Annotated in this window: 14 protein-coding genes; 9 read left to right on the top strand and 5 right to left on the bottom strand. The window is 70.3% G+C overall.

The window, feature by feature from the left end; translation table 11 throughout:
• The first annotated feature begins 41 nt into the window (after positions 1 to 41).
• The 6 genes from prmC (at position 42) to Q0654_RS00810 (ending at position 4,970) form a co-directional block, all read left to right on the top strand.
• Positions 42 to 902 (top strand): peptide chain release factor N(5)-glutamine methyltransferase, encoded by an 861-nt coding sequence (gene prmC, locus Q0654_RS00785; RefSeq protein ID WP_298849480.1) that lies wholly within the window; start codon positions 42 to 44, stop codon positions 900 to 902.
• A gap of 100 nt (positions 903 to 1,002) precedes the next feature.
• Entirely contained in the window at positions 1,003 to 1,419 is a 417-nt protein-coding gene (locus Q0654_RS00790) for an organic hydroperoxide resistance protein (protein ID WP_298849482.1), read from the top strand.
• A 191-nt stretch (positions 1,420 to 1,610) separates the two neighbouring features.
• Positions 1,611 to 2,702, top strand: coding sequence for an alkene reductase (locus tag Q0654_RS00795; protein WP_298849484.1), 1,092 nt, complete (start codon positions 1,611 to 1,613; stop codon positions 2,700 to 2,702).
• Between the two features lie 8 nt (positions 2,703 to 2,710).
• Positions 2,711 to 3,190, top strand: coding sequence for a MarR family transcriptional regulator (locus Q0654_RS00800; protein ID WP_298849486.1), 480 nt, complete (start codon positions 2,711 to 2,713; stop codon positions 3,188 to 3,190).
• A gap of 233 nt (positions 3,191 to 3,423) precedes the next feature.
• Positions 3,424 to 4,464: a TerC family protein gene (locus tag Q0654_RS00805; RefSeq protein WP_298849488.1), complete on the top strand. Its 1,041-nt coding sequence runs from the start codon at positions 3,424 to 3,426 to the stop codon at positions 4,462 to 4,464.
• Between the two features lie 83 nt (positions 4,465 to 4,547).
• Positions 4,548 to 4,970 carry a universal stress protein gene (locus Q0654_RS00810; protein WP_298849490.1) on the top strand — a complete coding sequence of 141 codons (423 nt, stop codon included), beginning with the start codon at positions 4,548 to 4,550 and terminating at the stop codon, positions 4,968 to 4,970.
• Positions 4,971 to 5,024: 54 nt separating this feature from the next.
• Here Q0654_RS00810 and Q0654_RS00815 read toward each other — a convergent pair whose 3' ends face one another.
• Complete coding sequence (locus tag Q0654_RS00815; protein ID WP_298849492.1) at positions 5,025 to 6,524, bottom strand: CYTH and CHAD domain-containing protein; 1,500 nt, start codon at positions 6,522 to 6,524, stop codon at positions 5,025 to 5,027.
• A 160-nt stretch (positions 6,525 to 6,684) separates the two neighbouring features.
• Here Q0654_RS00815 and Q0654_RS00820 point away from each other — a divergent pair, with 160 nt between their 5' ends.
• The 3 genes from Q0654_RS00820 (at position 6,685) to Q0654_RS00830 (ending at position 11,226) form a co-directional block, all read left to right on the top strand.
• Entirely contained in the window at positions 6,685 to 7,767 is a 1,083-nt protein-coding gene (locus Q0654_RS00820; protein ID WP_298849496.1) for a cation diffusion facilitator family transporter, read from the top strand.
• A 39-nt stretch (positions 7,768 to 7,806) separates the two neighbouring features.
• Positions 7,807 to 8,280, top strand: a complete 474-nt coding sequence (locus Q0654_RS00825; protein WP_298849499.1) for a YbaN family protein — start codon at positions 7,807 to 7,809, stop codon at positions 8,278 to 8,280.
• 222 nt (positions 8,281 to 8,502) lie between these two features.
• Positions 8,503 to 11,226, top strand: a complete 2,724-nt coding sequence (locus Q0654_RS00830) for a bifunctional acetate--CoA ligase family protein/GNAT family N-acetyltransferase (protein WP_298849501.1) — start codon at positions 8,503 to 8,505, stop codon at positions 11,224 to 11,226.
• A 310-nt stretch (positions 11,227 to 11,536) separates the two neighbouring features.
• Here Q0654_RS00830 and Q0654_RS00835 read toward each other — a convergent pair whose 3' ends face one another.
• From Q0654_RS00835 to pbpC, 4 genes are all read right to left on the bottom strand, one after another.
• A complete protein-coding gene (locus Q0654_RS00835; RefSeq protein ID WP_298849503.1) occupies positions 11,537 to 13,390 on the bottom strand; it encodes a 5'-nucleotidase C-terminal domain-containing protein in 1,854 nt (617 codons plus the stop codon).
• Positions 13,391 to 13,539: 149 nt separating this feature from the next.
• Positions 13,540 to 14,274 carry a class I SAM-dependent methyltransferase gene (locus Q0654_RS00840; protein ID WP_298849505.1) on the bottom strand — a complete coding sequence of 245 codons (735 nt, stop codon included), beginning with the start codon at positions 14,272 to 14,274 and terminating at the stop codon, positions 13,540 to 13,542.
• Positions 14,261 to 15,559, bottom strand: a complete 1,299-nt coding sequence (locus tag Q0654_RS00845; protein WP_298849507.1) for a BtaA family protein — start codon at positions 15,557 to 15,559, stop codon at positions 14,261 to 14,263. The genes Q0654_RS00840 and Q0654_RS00845 overlap by 14 nt, the downstream gene beginning before the upstream one ends.
• Before the next feature lie 100 nt (positions 15,560 to 15,659).
• Entirely contained in the window at positions 15,660 to 18,020 is a 2,361-nt protein-coding gene (pbpC, locus tag Q0654_RS00850) for a penicillin-binding protein 1C (protein WP_298849509.1), read from the bottom strand.
• Positions 18,021 to 18,547 lie beyond the last annotated feature (527 nt).

Below are 18,547 nucleotides of genomic sequence, written 5' to 3' on the forward strand. Positions count from 1 at the left end.
CGCAGCGCCGCCTCTGCGACACTGTGCGCATGAGCCCGGACTTGCCCTCCAACACCGAATCAGCGACCCACGTTCGATGCCTGCTGCGGGAGGCCCGCGATCGGCTCACCGGCGATGAGGCAGCGCGCGAGGCCGAGCTGCTGCTGATGCACGCGCTGGGCGTGAGCCGAGCCTGGCTGTTCGCGCATGCCGATGAGCCCGTCGAGCGCTCGCGTGCGGACGACTTCCGCCGGCTGCTGGCGCGGCGCGTGGACGGCGAGCCCGTGGCCTACCTGCTCGGCCAGCGCGAGTTCCATGGCGTGCTGCTCAAGCTCAGTACCGCCACCTTGATCCCGCGGCCCGAGACCGAGCTGCTGGTCGAGCTGGCGCTTTCGCGCCTGCCGCGTCGCGCAGGCCTGCGCGTGCTGGACCTTGGGACAGGCAGCGGTGCGATCGCCCTGGCCATCGCCAAGGCGCGGCCGGAGCTGCAGGTGTTTGCCAGCGATGCCAGCGCCGAGGCGCTCGCGGTCGCCGAACAGAACGCGGAATCGCTGGGGCTGCAGCGCGTCCGCTTCGCCCGCGGCGACTGGTGGGCGCCGTGGCGCGGCGAACGCTTTGACCTGGTGCTGAGCAATCCGCCCTACATCGAGGCCGACGATCCGCACCTCGACCAGGGCGACCTGCGCTTCGAGCCGCGGAGTGCGCTGGCGTCGGGCGCCGATGGCTTCGACGACATCCGCCGCATCGTTGCGGATGCACCAGCGCACCTCGATGCCGGCGGCTGGCTGCTGGTCGAGCATGGGCAGGCGCAGGGTGCCGGCGCGCGCGCACTGCTGCAGGCTGCCGGTTTCGCCGATGTGGCGACCTGGCAGGATCTCGAAGCCCGCGATCGGGTCAGCGGCGGGCGCTGGCTGCAGGCGTGATCGGTGGGCCGCCTTCACTGAAGGCTGACATTTGGACGCTTGCAATTCGATTGCATGCAATTTAATGTGCGGTTTCCCCGAACCACGCAGGAGATTCCGCATGACCCCGCTCTACACCGCACGCGCCACCGCCGTCGGCGGCCGCGAAGGCCGCGTCACCTCGGATGACGGCTTCATCGACCAGCAGCTGCAGCTGCCCACCGGCCTGGGCGGCAAGGGTGGCGCCACCAACCCCGAGCAGCTGTTTGCCGCGGGCTACGCGGCCTGCTTCGAAGGCGCGCTGCGCCTGGTCGCGCGCAATCGCGGCGTCTCGATCAGCAGCGCCAAGGTCGAGGCAGAGGTCGATATCGGCAAGGACGCCACCAGCTTCGGTCTGGCCGTGCGCCTGCACGCCCACGTCGGCGGCGTCGATGGCGCCACCGCCCAGGCTCTGGCCGATGGCGCCCATGAGGTCTGCCCGTACTCCAAGGCGACCCGCGGCAATATCGAGGTGACGGTGCGCGGCAGCGCAGCCTGAGCCCTTGCGCCGCGGCTGGTGCCGCGTTCACCGCGTGGCCCCAGCCGGAGCCAGCCCGGTAATGGATCCGCGTGCGCAGGGTTGCCGGCGCGAGGTTGCCGGAACCCTCCCTGTCGCCGCGCACAGGATGCTCACCCAGCGCTCGGCACCCTGCGCGCCCCGCGCATGCCGCGCTTTCTCCCAGGACATCCATGAGCACGAACACCTCCCCCCTGTTCGCCCCCTTCAAGCTCGGCAGCATCGAGCTCGCCAACCGCTTCGTCATGGCGCCGCTGACGCGCAATCGCGCCGGCGCCGGCCGCACGCCGACCGACCTGACCGTCGAGTACTACCGCCAGCGCGCCAGCGCCGGACTGATCATCACCGAGGCCAGCCAGATCTCACCGATGGGGCAGGGCTACCTCGATACGCCGGGCATCTACTCGCCCGAGCAGATCGCTGGCTGGAAGCGTGTCACCGCGGCCGTGCATGCGGCGGGCGGCCGCATCTTCATCCAGCTGTGGCACGTCGGCCGCATCTCGCACAGCTCGCTGCTACCGAATGGCGCGGCACCGGTCGCCCCTTCGGCGATCACCGCCAACAGCAAGACCTTCACTACCGAGGGCTTCGTCGATGTGTCGGCGCCGCGCGCGATGAGCGTGGACGACATCCAGGCCACCGTCGCCGACTACGCCCAGGCTGCGCGCAACGCGATCGAGGCTGGCTTCGATGGCGTCGAGGTGCACGCCGCCAACGGTTATCTGATCGACCAGTTCCTGCGCGACGGCAGCAATCACCGTGACGACGCCTATGGCGGCAGCATCGAGAATCGCACTCGCTTCCTCGTGGACGTCATGGATGCGGTGGTCGCAGCCGTCGGCGCCGAGCGCGCGGGCGTGCGCTTCTCGCCGGTCTCGCCCTTCAACGACATCAGCGACAGCCAGCCGCAGGCCCTGTTCGAGCGTGCGGTCGAGCGCGTCGGTGCACATGCGCTGGCCTATGTGCACGTGATCGAAGGCGCCACCGGCGGCGATCGCGAGATCGACCCGGACTTCGACTTCGCGGCCCTGCGCGCGAAGTTCAAGGGACCGTGGATGGTCAACAACGGCTATGACCTGGCACTCGCCGAAGCGCGTCTCGCCAGTGGTGCCGCCGACCTGTTCTGCTTCGGCCGCCCCTTCATCAGCAACCCGGATCTGGTCCGCCGCCTGCGTGAGGGCCGCGCGCTGAATGCGCTGGATGCCGGCACCCTGTACGGCGGTGGCGCCCAGGGCTACACCGACTATCCCTTCCTGCCCGACTGATCCGCGCCATGCCCGCCGCCAAGTCCAAGCCCCACGCCCCGACCTGCGCGGCGGGCATGCCCGATCCCCTGCACCTCGACCAGCAGCTGTGCTTCGCGCTGTATGCGGCCAGCAACCGCATCCAGCGCCTGTATCGACCGCTGCTTGAGCCGCTCGGCCTGACCTATCCGCAGTACCTGGTGATGCTGGTGCTGTGGCAGCACGGCCGGCGCAGCGTGGGCGAACTCGGCGAGGCCCTGCATCTCGACTCCGGCACGCTGACGCCGCTGCTGAAGCGGCTGGAGGCGGCGGGGCTGGTGCTGCGCAAACGCTGCAGCGAGGACGAGCGCCGCGTGTTCGTCGATGTGAGCGCCGAGGGCAGGGCCCTGCGCGTTCAGGCCGTAGGCATACCGGGGCGGGTGGCCTGCACCACGTTCCTTGACCCGGAGGCGCTGGTACGTCTACGCGATGACGTCCGCGGCCTCCTGGCCTCGCTCGCCAGCGACTGAGTGCGGGCGCCGAGGACGGCCGCGCGCTGACGCCCCACGATCGGGCGCCGCTCTCTTCACTTCCGATTCACTTTCGCGTCCTGACACTTCGCCGGCGACTGCGGGCCCCTCTGGTCATGTGCAATGCATGGCGATGTCGGAGTCGTTGACCGATGCTCAGGCCCGCCGTACGGAACCTCCGCTCCTCGCATCGAGGCCGGGCATCGAACTAGCGATCGCCTTCGGAGTGACTCATGGAACTGTTGACCGGCCTCTGGCTCGGTATGCCCGTGTGGGTGTGGCTCGCGTTTCTCGGCGCGGTGCTGGCCATCCTCGTCTTCGATCTCGGCGTCCTGCACAGGGAAGCCCACGAGATCGAGGTCAGGGAAAGCCTGTGGATGTCGGCGCTGTATATCGGACTCGGCCTGCTCTGGGCCGTGGCCGTGTGGTTCATCTACTACGAGTACGGCAGCGAGAAGGCGATCGATCCACAGATCGCGAATCTGCCAACCGCTGAGGCCAAGGCCTGGGAGGCGGTCAAGCTGTACCTGACCGGCTATCTGGTCGAGAAGGCGCTGGCGATGGACAACGTCTTCGTCATCTCGATGATCTTCACCTACTTCGCCGTGCCGCGGATCTACCAGCATCGCGTGCTGTTCTGGGGCATCCTCGGCGTGATCGTGCTGCGCGCGATGATGATCGGCCTGGGTGCTGCCCTGGTGATGAACTTCTCGTGGATCCTCTACGTGTTCGCGGTGATCCTGATCGCCACCGGCGTCAAGATGCTGAGGTCGATCGATGATCAGCCCGACATCGCCAACAATCGCGTGCTCGGCTTTCTCAAGAAGCGCATGCGCCTCACGCAGGAACTGCACGGCCAGCGCTTCTTTGTCAGACAGGCCGGCCCGGGCGGAAAACTGCTGTGGTTCGCCACGCCGCTGTTCCTCTGCCTGGTGCTGGTCGAGATCGCCGACGTGGTGTTCGCGATCGACTCGGTGCCGGCGATCTTCGCGATCACGCCGGATCCCTTCATCGTCTACACCTCGAACATCTTCGCCATCCTCGGCCTGCGTGCGCTCTACTTCGCGCTGGCGGCGATGGTGCACCGCTTCCACTACCTCAAGTACGCGCTGGCCTTCGTGCTGATCTTCATCGGCTCGAAGATCTTCGTGGGCGACTGGCTGTTCGGCGGCAAGGTGCCCGCGGAGATCAGCCTTGGCGTCACCTTCGGACTGCTGCTGGGCGGCGTCATGTACTCGCTCTGGAAGTCGCGTGACCAGGCCAATCCGGCCTGAGGCGTGCCTGCGTGACCCCCGCAGACCGCGCCGCCCGGACGGCGGCGCGGCTGCCCCACGAACCCACCGAGGAAGCTGAAACCATGCGAATCCTTGTCGCCATCGACGGCAGCCACTACGGCGATGCCGCCCTCGCGCATGCGCTGGAGCTCAACGGACGCTTGAGCCAGCCAGCGGACATCACCCTCATCCATGTGGCGCTGTCGGCGCCGCCGCGCGCGGCCAGTGCGGTGGGCGGCGAGATCCTGCAGAGCTATTACCAGCAGGAGCACGACGCGGCCCTGGCCAAGGCGCGCGAGACACTGAGGGCCGCTCGGCGCGAGGCCACCGAGATCACCTGTGTCGGCTCACCGGGCCGGCAGATCGCCGAGCACGCCAACGAGGGCGCCTTCGATCTTGTGGTGATGGGCTCGCACGGGCACGGCGCGCTGACCGGCCTGCTGCTCGGCAGCACCGTCAGCGCGGTGCTTTCATTGACCAAGGTGCCGCTGCTGATCGTGCGCTGATCCGCACTGCTCGAGGCGCAGTCGCTGCCACTCGGGCAGGCCGCTCTCGCGCGCTCACCAGAAGCGCTGCGCCTTCTCGAACTCGGCCCAGGCCTGTGGCAGTGCCGCCCGCGCGGCTTCGGTGCGGGCGGCGGCATAGCCTTCGACCACGCCCAGCGGGAAGGGCCCGATGCCCGCAAGGCTGTCCACGCGCTGGCGCGCGATTGCGGCGTCATTGAAGTCACCCAGCAGCTGCTGCAGTTCGCTCAAATGGCGGACATAGCGGCGCTGCTTGCGCTCGCCGAACACGCTGCCCAACACGTCGCAGGCGTAGCGCAGCTTCTTCACCTCGATGCGCAGACCGTGCAGGCTGTCGATGCAGTTCGCGTCGTGCGCCTGGTGGCGCTTGCGCACCTTGCGGGCGGCACGCTGCAGCTGCTCGCGCGCGAAGTCCTCCAGCAGCGGCGCATCGGCCGGAGCGGCCTGCGCGAGTTCGACGATCAGGCTGCCCAGGGCCAGCTTCAGATCGGTGTAGTCACGCTCGGCCAGACAGGCACGAACCGCCACCTGCGCGCCAAGCCGCTGCTCCCGCACGGCCTGAGCCAGCGGGTCCAGCGCGTCCGGCCGGGTCATGCCCGAGCGCACCCGCGGCAGGGTTTCGGTGCACAGCACGTCCCAGTCGCGGCAGGCGCCCAGGGCCTGACCCAGTGCGCGCAGTCGCGGCTTCAGCGCCTCGATCTCGGCCAGGGTCAGCAGCGGGCTGAACAGTCGCAGCAGGGCGCGCAGGCGACGCAGGGCCACGCGGGCCTGGTGCAGGAACTCGGGGTCGTCGGCGGCAATCAACCCGGCCTCATTGCTTTCGAGCTGTTCCAGCGCCGCGCCGAGCAGACGCGCGGAGGCGCGCTGCGCGGGCATTGAGCCTTCGAGCGCAGGGGCCTTCGCTCGGGCAGGCTCCAGCGCCAGCGGCGCCAGCAGGGCGAAGCCGCGCTGCGCCTTGCTGCGGTTGTCGAGCTTGAGCGATGCCAGCTGCAGCAGCTCGCGGGCCAGAGTGAACACTTCGCTGGAGCTGCCTTCCAGCAGCTCGATCTCGATCTCGCAGATGGGATCGACCTGATCCCCGGCACGGATCTCGCCGAGGTCGAAGGCCAGTTCGGCGCGGCCGCCGTCCGCCAGCTTTAGCGGCACGTGCGTGCGCCGGAATTCGGTCGCGAACAGCGGCTTGAGCTCGAGCGCGCGCAGCGGCTCGACCAGTTCGGCGGCACCTTCGAGCGCAGCCAGCGCGTCGAGGTCGAGCGCGCCGCCGGGGGCTGCGGTCTCGAACTCGCCGCGGCTGTGCAGCCCGGCCTGGGATTCGCCGCGGGTCTTGAGTGTCTGCAGCCAGCGTCGACCGCGCTTGCGCAGGCGCAGGGCGAGGCCCCGGCGGGTCACTTCGAGCGCGTCGTCATCGTAGTAGACGCTGTGCAGGTTCTCGCTGCGCGGCGGTGCGAGTGCGCGCTCGCGGATCAGGGCGGAGTTCAGCACCTGCTTCAACTGTGCAGGCGTGGCGGACAGCTTGAGCTCGATTTCCTGGGACACGCGACACGCGAGGCGGCTTCGGGCCGCTGAGCCTAGCAGCGCGCGCGCGGGCCTGTGTTACAGCTGCCACCTTGAAGGGCCTGGCGTTCTTCCGTGGCACGAAGGGTGCAGAATCGGGCCCATGCCGGAGCCACCGACGACGCCAGCCAGGGCAGGGCGCATGAATCCAGCCAGTCATCTGCAGCAGGAGCCGGGCGAAACCCTGCCGGATCCCTACACCGACGAGCACCACCACGACCACGGCGCGCGCTTCCTGCACGATTCGCGGCGGATTGGTCGCCTGCGCTTCGCCTTCCTGCTGACCCTGGTGACCATGGTCGCCGAGGCGGTGGGTGGGGTCATCTCCGGCTCGCTGGCCCTGATCGCCGATGCTGGCCACATGCTGGTCGACTCCGCGGCCCTGCTGTTCGCCTTCCTCGGCGCGAGTTTCGCCCGACGCCCGGCCGATGCGCGGCGCAGCTACGGCTACGCGCGGCTGGAAGTGCTGGTCGGCTACACCAACGCGCTGCTGCAGATCGCGCTGGTGGCCTGGATCGCCTTCGAGGCCACCCAGCGCCTGTTCGCGCCGCAGCCGATCCTGTCCGGCACCATGCTGGTGATCGCCTGCGTCGGTCTGGTCGTCAATCTGATCGTGCTGAAGGTGCTGGGCGGCCACGACCACGACGACGTCAACGCGGCCGGCGCCTATCTGCATGTGCTCGGCGATCTGCTGGGCTCGGTGGCGGCGATCACCGCCGCCCTGCTGGTGCGCTACTTCGACTGGCTGTGGGCCGATGCCGTGGTTTCGGTGCTGGTCGCCCTGCTGGTGCTGCGCGCGGCCTGGAACCTGCTGAAGCGTTCGGCGCACATCCTGCTGGAGGGGGTGCCGGAGGGCCTCGATCTCGACGTGGTCGCTGCCGAAGTCGAGGCGCGCGTGCCGCAGGTGCGCGATGTGCACCACGTGCACCTGTGGGCGCTCACCGGCGGTAGCCGTGTCGCGACCCTGCATGCGGTGCTCAGCCCCGGCGCCGAGCCCGACGACGCCATCCGCGCGGTGCGCGAGGCCCTGCACGCGGCCTATGCGGTCGACCACGTCACCGTGCAGCTGGATGGCGTGGTCTGCGCCACGCCGGGCTGTGCGGAGCCTGCGGGCGCCAGCGCGCCGGCCGATGCAGCACGCAGGCACGGCCATGAGCACGTGCATGAACACGCACATGCACATGCACACGGACATTCGCACGGCGGCTGCGGGCATGGGCACTGAGCCTTCGAGTCAGCGCGATGCAGCGCGAGGACGCTGGCCGTGAGCGATTCGACGCAGCCGTCTGACCGCGTGGAGTCGGGTGCGTCGCGCGGCGCATCTTCAACGCCTGCGTCCGCACCGCTGCGGCCCGATACGTTGGCACCAATCCACAGCCGCTGGGCCTGGTGGCTGGGCGCGTGGGTGGCGCTGGCGCTCGGCCTGCTGGGCGTGGTGCTGCCGGGCCTGCCGACCGTGCCCTTCATGCTGCTGGCGGCCTTCTGCGCGGCTCGCGGCTCGCCGCGGCTGCGCGCCTGGCTGCAGGCGCACCGCCAGTTCGGACCGATGATCGCCGACTGGGAACGCGAGGGCGCGGTCAGCCGCCGCGCCAAGCGCATGGCGACGGTGATGATGCTGATCTGCTCCGGCGTCCTCGCGCTCGTCGCCAGCTGGATCGGCTGGCTGTTCGCCAGCGCCTGCATGGCCCTCGTCGCGCTCTGGCTGTGGCGGCGGCCCGAGCCCGCGGATGTGCCTTGATGCACGGAACGCGGATCGCGGCCGCGCATGTTGCGTTGCGTCAACCCGCTGTCACCGTTCACCGGGCACAGTGGCACCCCTTTGCTGCAGGCGGCCGCGTTTCCTGCGATTCGCGCGCTTCCGCGCCGCCAGCGAGCCGCGGCGAGTCGGCACCCTCCGCTCGCGGCCTCGATACCGCCCTTCCACCCGCCGCGCTCGCCGCGGCCTGAGCCTGGAATCCCCATGAGTCGCGATGCGCTTGACGCCCTGTTCAAACCCGCCTCGATCGCCGTCGTCGGCGCCAGCACCAAGGCGCAGAGCCTGGGCCGGGTCATCGCCCGCAACCTGCGCGCCGGCGGCTTCGCCGGCCCGCTGGATGTGGTCAGCCCGAAGTACCCGCGCATCGACGGGATCCGCACCGCCCGCAGCATCAGCGAGCTGGAGCCGGTGCCCGAGCTGGTGGTGGTGACCGTGCCGCCCGAGCTGGTGCCTGGCGTGCTCGACGAAGCTGGCCGCTGCGGCGTCAAGGCCGCGGTGGTGATCACCGCCGGCCTGGGCCAGGGCCCGGGCTCGCTGCGCGAGCAGGCCTCAAGGGTGGCGCGTCGACACGGCCTGCGCCTGGTCGGTCCGAACTGCCTGGGCATCCTGAGCCCGCCGGCCTCGGTCAACGCCAGCTTCGCCGCCGCGCCGGCGCTGCCGGGTGATCTCGCCCTGCTGGCCCAGTCGGGCGCGGTGGTGACCACGGTGGTCGAATGGGCCAACCAGCGCGGCATCGGCTTCTCCGGCATCGTCTCGCTGGGTGACATGGCCGATGTCGATGTCGGCGAGCTGCTCGACTACTTCGCGACCGACCCCGGCACCCGCGCGATCCTGATCTACATGGAATCGGTGCGCGACGTGCGCCGCTTCATGTCGGCAGCGCGAGCGGCCGCCCGCGCCAAGCCGGTGATCGTGGTCAAGGCCGGCCGCCATGAGGCCGGCGCCCGCGCCGCGGCCTCGCATACGGGCGCTCTCGCCGGCAGCGATGCGGTCTTCGATGCCGCATTCCGCCGCGCCGGCGTGCTGCGAGTCGCCGACATGGAGGAACTGTTCGCGGCGGCGAACACGCTGTCGACGCTCAAGCCCAGCAGCGGCAAGCGGCTCGCCATCCTGACCAACGGCGGCGGCGTCGGCATCCTCGCCATCGATCGCCTGGTCGACCTGAAGGGCGAGCCTGCCGAACTCTCGGCCGAGACGCTGGCCAGGCTCGATGCCGTGCTGCCCGACACCTGGTCGCACAGCAATCCGGTCGACATCGTCGGCGACGGCGGCGTGCAGCGCTACACCGATGCTCTCGACCTCCTGATGGATGCGCCCGAAGTCGACGCGGTGTTCGTGGTCCATGTGCCGACCGCGCTGGTGGCCCCGGTCGAGGTCGCCGAGGGCGTGGCCCGGCACATGCGCGCGCGCCGCGAACGCGAGGGCAGCTACAGCCCGGGCAAGCCGGTGCTGGCCTGCTGGCTGGCGCAGGAGCAGGCCGCACGCACGCACCTGCAGGCGGCCGGCATTCCCACCTATCGCACCCTCACCGGCGCGATCCGCGGCTTCGTGCATCTGACCGAGTACGCCGAGGCCCAGCGCCAGCTGCTGGCCACGCCGCCCTCGCTGCCGGCGGACTTCCAGCCCGATGCCGAACGCGCGCGCCGTGCGCTGGCCCAGGCCGGGGGCAGCGGCCGACGCTGGCTGCCGGCGGCAGCGGTGCATGACCTGCTCGCCGCCTACGGCATTCCCAGCCTGCCGATGGTCATCGCCGCCGACGCAGACGCCGCCGCTGAGGCCGCGCGCCCCTGGATTGAAGCCGGCCAGCGCGCGGTGCTGAAGATCGTCTCGCCCGACATCGCCCACAAGTCGGACGTCGGCGGGGTCAAGCTCAACATCGAGTCCGTCGACGCCGTTCGCCAGGAAGCTGAAGCCATGCTCGAACGCGTGCGCCGCGCCGAGCCCGCCGCGCGCATCGACGGCCTGCTGGTGCAGCCGATGGTCGAGCGAGCACATGCGCGCGAGCTGATCGCCGGCATCGCCGATGACGCCCTGTTCGGACCGGTGATCCTGTTCGGCGCTGGCGGCGTGTCGGTGGAAGTCGAGAAGGACACCGCGCTCGGCCTGCCGCCCCTGCATCTGAATCTGGCCCACGACCTGATCAGCCGTACGCGCGTGTCGCGTCGGCTGGCGGCCTACCGCAATCTGCCGGCGGCCGACCGCGATGCCGCGGCGCTGACCCTGGTGAAGCTCTCGCATCTCGCGGCCGATCTGCCCGAAGTGCGCGAGCTCGACATCAATCCGCTGCTGGTCGACGAACACGGCGCGATCGCGCTGGACGCGCGCGTGCTGGTCGACGACTTCGATCCCGAGTCCTGCCCGAGGGTCGCCTTCGGCAACCCGCGCTTCGCGATGGCGCCCTATCCGAAAGAGATGGAGGGCGACCTGCGCACCAGCGCCGGCCGCGTCTTCCACGTGCGCGCGGTGCGCCCCGAAGACGAGGCGCGGCTGCGTCGTTTCTTCGCTGGGGTCAGCGCCGACGATCTGCGCCAGCGCTACTTCTCGCCGGTCAAGCAGATCAGCGATGCCTTCATCGCGCGCCTGACCCAGATCGACTACGCGCGGGTGATCGTGCTGCTGGCCGTGGACGCGGACGACGAAGTGCTCGGCGTGGCCCAGGTGCATGCCGACCCCGAGCTGGAGGAAGGCGAGTACGCGATCCTGCTGCGCTCCGACCTGAAGGGGCTGGGCCTGGGCTGGGCGCTGATGCAGCGGCTGATCGAAGTGGCCAGGCAGATCGGCCTGAAGCAGATCACCGGCCAGGTGTTGCGCGACAACACCAGCATGCTCGACATGTGCCGGCAGCTGGGCTTCAGCATCACCCCCGATCCCGAGGATGGTGCCGTCGCGCTCGTGCAGCTGCCGGTGGCAGAGCCCAAGACGCCATAGGGCGAGGGCGTCGCGCCGCGGTTATAGGGTGGGCCCTGGCCCACCATGAGCTTGACCCTCGCCGCGGTCGCGCTGTTTGAAGCTCAATGCGCGATGCCCGGCTTCGCGCACCACGCCGCGGATCTCGCAGCCTTGCGCCTTGCGAACCCGATGTCCTGTGCTGGCGCGGCAATGATTGGGTGCCGCAACGATGGAGGTCATGGTGGGCCAGGGCCCACCCTATGTGCAGGTGGTGGTCCAGGCCCCACGCCGCTCAACCGCGGTGCTCACCCTCGCGCGAAACCCGTCGCGTCGCGGGCCTGCGCCCGCCTCAACGCTGCGGGTACACCACCGACTGTGTGCTCATTTCCTCCGGCTTCGGGCGCGACAGGTCGCCGCCGGCCTTCGCATAGTCGGCCAGCGCCTGCGCGTAGTGCAGGTAGGTCGGCTCGCGGCGCTCGCCGCTGATCCGCCCGAAGGTCTCAAAGCCATCGCGGCCGGTGGCGATGTAGTCGTTGGTGATGACCCGATAGGTGCGCTCCGGCTCGAGCGGGCGCCAGCTGCCGTCGATCTGCACCTCGACCTCGCTGACCCGGCCCTGCTCGCGCGTGCGCGTCAGGTCGACCTTCCAGCGCAGGCCTGCCGCATAGGGCCAGGCGCCGCTGTTGCTGCCGATGTTGGACAGGAAGAAGTCGTAGGCGTCTTCCAGCACCGAATGCACCTCATCGCCGCGCATCAGCAGGCGGTCGAGCATGTTCTTGAAGGGCAGGGCAAGGTAGGCGTCACCGATGGTGAGCGCGCCTTCCGCGATGCCGTTGCGCACGCCGCCGCCGTTCTGCAGGGCGATGTCGGCACCGCCGAAGCGCTGGCCCTGCGAGAGGAAAGCCCGGGCCACCACCTGCTGCACATGTCCCCCTTGGGCATCGGTGGATTCCGCACAGCCCGGCGCGCCGTCGCGGCTGCGGTCATAAGGCCCGGGCGCACGCCGCAGGCAGAGCCGCTGCGGCACCTGGCCCACCACTTCGGTGCTGAACTTCTCGATCTGGTCCTGGTAGACCTTCAGCACCGCCGCCGAGGCCGGCTGTGGGCGGGCGATACGCACCAGCGGGTGCGCCTTCAGTCGCGCCAGCAGCGCTTCGCGTTCAGCGCCTTCGATCGGCGTGTCGCCGCGGCGCAGATCCTCGCCGACCAGCAGCTGCGGCAGGCCGACGCAGTCCAGCACGCGGCCCTCGGGATCGAAGCGCAGATCGAGCTGGCCGACCACCCAGGTGTACTGCCAGGCCTGCACCACGCAGACCGGATCGCCGTCGGCATTGCGCAGACGCGTCGGGTACTCGCCGCCCGGGGCGAGGCCCAGTTCGGCGTAGCCCGAACCGAGCAATGTGTGCGAGTCGGCGCCGACGATCACGTCAACGCCGCGCAGCTGCTCGGCCAGACGCAGGTCGTTGCGGTAGCCGATGTGGGTCAGCAGCACGATATGGCGGATGCCCTGGGCGGCGAGCAGGTCGATCTGCGCCTGCGCGGTCGTCAGCTCGTCCTCGAACCGGGTGCCTTCGTCCGGGCTGGAGGAGGTCTTGGTCTTGCCGGCGATGTCGATGCCGATGATGCCGATGCGCTCACCGCCGCGTTCCAGCACGACGTGCGGGCGGATGTAGTCGTACTGCGCATTGGGCGCGAGCGGCGACAGGCCCACGCTTGGCCGCACGTTGGCGCCCAGCACCGGCGTGTCGCAGCGCGCGCGGTCCTTGCGCAGGTAGTCGATGAAGCGCGCGAGGCCGAGGTCGCCGGTGTCGAATTCGTGGTTGCCGACCACGAAGGCATCGAAGCAGACCGTGTTCATCAGGTCGGCATCGGCTTCGCCCTGGAACAGGGTGAAGTAGAGGTCGCCGGTGATGGCGTCACCCGCATGCAGCTTGAGCACGTTCGGATGGCCGGCCGCCATCGCGTCGATGGCCTCGGCCACGGCCGGGAAGCCGCCAAAGCTGAGCTGCACTTCCTCGCCCTCGATCACCAGCGCATTGCCCGCATCCGGCGCCAGCCGCGAGTGGTGGTCGTTGATGTGCAGGAGGCGCAGCGCAAGCCCCTCCTGTACGGCCTCCACCGGCTGCGGGCGGCTGGCGCAGCCGCCGAGCGCGATCAGCAGGGGCAGGGAGAGCAGGGCGGCTGTGCGTGCGAGGCTGGCCATTCGAGACACCGGTCGACAACAGGAAGCCGCCAAGCCTAAACCCGCGGCCGCGGGCTGGCGAGTCGGACCATGGCGGACTTGACGGCAGGCAGCACAGGCGCAGGGTCGCGTCTTGCGGGCTCGCAGCGCGCCCCGCAGGCCGTCGCGCTTCAATCGGTGCGGCGGCCGATGAAGCGGTAGTAGGGCACGCGCAGGCCCGGCAGCCAGGGCAGGCGCGCGCGTCCTTCGTGCAGGCGATGCCAGGGCAGGCGGGCGCACAAGGCATCGAGATGCGCCGGGTTCAGATGCACGCCGTCGTGGCGGAACCAGCGCGGCCAGAACTGTCGGGTGAAGGCGCCGTGGCGCTCGCGGTCGGGCGCAGGGTCGGCCGAGGACACGTGGAAGTCGACCACCGCCAGCTGCCCCCCGGGGCGCAGCATCGCCAGCGCGTTGTCGAGCGCGGCCCGCCAGTCCGGAATCATGGTCAGCGCGTACGAGAGCAGCACGATGTCGGCTGGCTGCGCAGGCTGGTAGCGCGTGGCATCCGCGCAGGTGATGCGCACCTGCGGCCAGGCCCGGGTGCGACGGCGCGCGATCTCCAGCAGCGGTTCGCACAGGTCGACCAGTTCGAACCGAAGATCGGCGCGCCGCGCTTCGGGGAAGTACTCGAGGTTGCGGCCGGTGCCGCCGCCCAGCTCGACGATGCGCGCGCCCCGGGGCAGATCGAGCGATCCGATCAGCTCGGCGCGCCCGGGCAGCAGGCGCTCGCGGAAGCGGTCGTAGTGCTCGGCCTGCTCGCCGTAGAAGCCGGCCAGGCGCTGCGCATGGTCACCCTCGCGCGGCATGCCGCGCAGGAAGCGGCGGATGACCGCGAGATCGCCGCGCAGGGCCTCAAGCCGTGACATCGCGGGTGCTCGCTGGCAGTGGCGAAAAGGGTTCGGCGCGCGGCAATGGCCAGTCGGCGATCACGAAACCAGCGTAGGTGTGCACGCGGTCCTGCCGCTGCAGCCGGTCGGCCAGCGCATCCTGGAAGCGCAGGGCCTCACGCAGCGGCTGGCGCCTGCGCCCGACGACGATGCGGTCGAGGTAGTCCGGCCGCGCCTGCGCGCTGCGCAGCAGAATGCGTGCGTCAGGCGCCGCGCGCTCGAGGATGCAGTCCCACTCCTCGACCAGTGCCTCGGGGTAGTAGCTGCTCATCCAGTCCATGTGGTCGAGCAGCACGAAGCGGTCGATCGGGCGGTCGTGCCGCTGCAGGAACTCGGTGACCGTGCAGGTGTGCAGCTCGACCGCTTCGGCGCGGCCGCTGCGCAGCGCCGCATGACCCTCGGGCTTCAGGTACTCGGGGCAACAGTCCTGCGTGTAGTGCCCGTGGAAGTAGACCTGCCAGAAATAGTTGTCGCTCAGCGGCAGCTCGCGGATCACGTACTCCAAGCTTTCGCGGATGAAGCCGGCGATGCGGTCGGGGTGCTGGGCTTCGACCAGCTTGCGCTGCGGATAGGGCACGCCGAGCAGGTTCATCACGAACTGCCGCGACAGCAGCCAGTTGAAGGGCCGGCTCCACAGGCGCGGGGCGATCTCCGCATCGTAGAGCGCGCGCTGCTGCGCCACCGTCTCGCAGGCGAACAGGGCGGTGAAGTGCTCGCGCAGCCGCGGCTGCAGCTTCAGAAAGGTGTGGAAGCCGCGCGCCGCCAGCCCAGACAGGCCATGGAAGTAGAAGCTGCCGCGCGGGCTGGCGAACCAGCGCCAGTGGCGGTCCCACCAGGTGCGCGCGAACGCGCCAAGCTGCGGGCGCAGTCGCGCCACGTACAGCTCGCCGGCGCGCGGGTGGAAACCCTGACCGAACAAGCCGAAGTAGTCGTCGTAGTCGAGCGCGCGCGCGGCGGCGAGCTTCAGCTCGAGCAGCGCGTTCTGGCGCGGGTTGGCGTCGATCGCATAGACGCGACCGGCACCGGCCAGCGCATAGTCCAGCGCATTGCAGCCGGCGCTGGTGATCACCAGCAGTTCGTGCCCGGATGTGAGCTGCAGGGCCTGGCGGTCCACGGCCGGATCTTCCCAGCAGGCGTTGTAGACCAGGCTGCGCGCATAGATCGCGTTGAAGATGCGCTGGTCCAGGCGATCCTTGAAGCGCGGCGGGGTCGCGGCGGCGACGCGGGCGCCAGGGCTGGGGGTGTGCGGCAGGGACAGGGCCATCGTCGGCTCGCGCTCGGGATCCTGCCGCCGCAGCCTAGGGACGCAGGATGACGCCCGGATGACGTCATGCCGATGGATCGCGCGTTGCAGCCGCGTCGAATCACTCGGCCGGGAGCACCTCGATGCCCAGCCGCGCATGCCGCGCGCTGCCGTCGATGGCGACGATGTCCTGTGCGCCGGCCTGCTCGAAGCGATGCCGGAAACCGCGCTCGGCCGGCAGCGTGTCGATCAGCCGGCCATTGATCAGCCAGCGCACCTCGCCGGTGGCGCCGGCCGCATGCAGCTCCAGCGTCGGCGGCGTGCGGCCGGCGCGCGGCGAGCGGATGCGGCTGCCTTCGCGCGCACCGGTGATCCGCAGGTCGGCGCTGCTGCCGCCTTCGCCGCGGCAGTCCGCAGCCAGGGGCGGCGGCAGCCCGCGTGCGCGCTCATCAGAACTGAGCCAGGCGGCCGCAAGCCGCGGCCACAGGGCCAGGCTCAGTTCGCGCTCGCCACCGCGGCGACAGCCGCCGACGCGCTGGCGGCTGCCGTCCATCCAGAAGGTCTGCGCGGCCGGCGGCTGCGGCTCACCGGCGGGCGCCAGCGTCAGCGGTGTGGCGCCGTCGAGCAGCAGCGCCGGCAGACGTCGATGGCAGTGCGCGGGATCGGTGTCCTCGACGCGCGCGCCCAGCGGCCAGCAGATCGCGGCCTCCGCCACGCTGTCGGGGCGCGGCGCGGCGCTCTGTCGGTACTCGGCCGGCAGGCTGGCATGCACCGCCTGCAGCAGGGGCAGGGCGGTGATCGCGCCGAACTGTCCGGGCGAAGGCGTGCCGTCAGGGCGGCCGACCCAGACGCCGACCGTCACGCCGGACGTTCCGCCCACCGCCCAGCTGTCGCGGAACCCGTAGCTGGTGCCGGTCTTGTAGGCCAGGCGCGCGCCGGAGACCTGCGTGAAGCGATCGTCCCTGCCGTCCGCTGCGCTGCGCAGGATCTCGGCGATGATCCAGGCCGCACCGGGCGAGAGCAGGCGACGTTCCTGCAGGGGGTCGTCGGGCCTCAGCCGCAGTCCGGGCGCGAGCCCGTCGCGGTGCAGCGCCGCATAGGCGGCCACCAGATCCTGCAGGCGCACCTCGGTGCCGCCCAGCACCAGGCTGAGGTTGGGCCGGTCGCCACTGGGCAGGCGCAGGTGCAGGCCCGCGTGCTCCATGCGCGCGGCAAAGCGGGCGGGCCCAAGCTGCTGAAGCACGGCCACGGCGGGCACGTTGAGCGACTGCTGCAGGGCGTCCGCCAGGCTGACCGGGCCGCGGAAACGCTGGTCGAAGTTGTCGGGTCGATAGCCGTTGAAGTCCTGCGGCGCGTCGACCAGCAGGCTGGCCGAGTGGACGCTGCCGGCATCCAGCGCGAGCCCGTAGACGAAAGGCTTGAGCGTGCTGCCCGGCGAGCGCCAGGCCTGCACCATGTCGAGATGCCCGTAGCGCGCGTCCTCGCCGAAGCGCGCGCTGCCGAGATAGGCACGCACCTCGGCGCTGCGGTTGTCCATTACCAGAACAGCGGCCGAGGTGCGCGCCGGCAGGCGCTCGATCCAGGCGCCCAGCCGAGCCTCAAGTCGAAGCTGCAGATCGTGGTCGATGCTGCTGCGGATGCTGCGGCGCTGCGGGTGGCTGCGCCGCAGCCGCTCGGCGAGCAGGGCAGCCGACTGCGGCATTACCAGGCTGCGCGCAACCACGTTCTCGGCGCGGGCGTCGTCGACGGTGGCCGTCGACCAGACATCGAAGCCCGCAAGCCGCTGCAGGACCTTGTCGCGGGCCGCGCGTGCGCGCTCGGGATGACGGTCCGGCCGCAGTCGGCTGGGCGCCTGCGGCAGCACCGCCAGCAGCGCGGCCTCGGCATGCGAGAGCTGCGAGGCCGGCTTGCCCAGATAGGCCCAGCTGGCGGCCTGCACGCCTTCGATGGGGCCGCCGAAGGGCGCGTAGTTCAGGTACAGCTGCAGGATCTCGCGTTTGTCCAGCCGCCATTCCAGCTGCAGCGCGCGCAGGCTCTGCTTCAGCTTGCCCAGCAGACCGGGCGGCTGCGGTTCGATCAGGCGGGCGACCTGCATGGTCAGGGTCGAGGCGCCCGACACCACGCGCCCTTCGCTCAGGCCCTGTGCGGTGGCGCGCAGCACGGCGATGGGGTTTACCCCCGGGTGACGCCAGAACCAGCGGTCCTCGTAGGTCAGCAGGGCTTCGAGATAGAGCGAAGAGACCTCGTCGACTTCGACCGGCAGCCGCCACACGCCCTCGCGGTCGGGGAAGGCGCGCAGCGGGCGTCCATCGCGCGCGGTGACCACGGTGGCGAAGTCGCCGGCGCGGTCGGGCAGCGGCGGCGGGAACACCAGGTCGAGCAACAGCGCCAGCGCGAGCGTGACCAGCAGCAGCGCTGCGAAGCGGCGCAGCCAGCGCCGGCGCGGCGTCGCAATGGGTGCCTTGGGGGGAGCGGCGGACATCCGCGGATTATCGGCGGCGACGGGGCTCTGCGTCTGGCGGTTCCTCGACTCTCGATCAGGCAGCACATGCCGAAGCCACGCGAGTGCCGCGGAGGCTGCGTGCTTCGGGTGCTGGCTTCGTTCAACGTCGCGCGTCCAAGTGACATGCTGGCGGATGCGCTGCGCTTATCCGCCCTACGACGTCGAACGACGCATTGCCATGCACGGAGCCAGGATGCGGTGTCCGCGTAGGGCAGATAAGCGCAGCGCATCTGCCATCTCTTCAACGCGCGACAGTCCACGCATCGATCGCTGCGCTCGCTGCCTCTTGGCAAGCCAGCGCGTGCCGATGCCATCCGAGTGCTGCGGAGGCTGCGTGCTTCGGGTGCTGGCTTCGTTCGATGTCACGCGTCCACGGGACGTGCTGGCGGATGCGCTGCGCTTATCCGCCCTACAACCGCGAGAGACGCATTGCCATGCTCGGAACCAGCGAGCGAGGTCCGCGTAGGGCAGATAAGCGAAGCGCATCTGCCAGCTCTTGAACACCC

The sequence above is a fragment of the uncultured Aquimonas sp. genome (assembly GCF_937888285.1).
Taxonomy (GTDB): Bacteria; Pseudomonadota; Gammaproteobacteria; order Xanthomonadales; family Xanthomonadaceae; genus Aquimonas.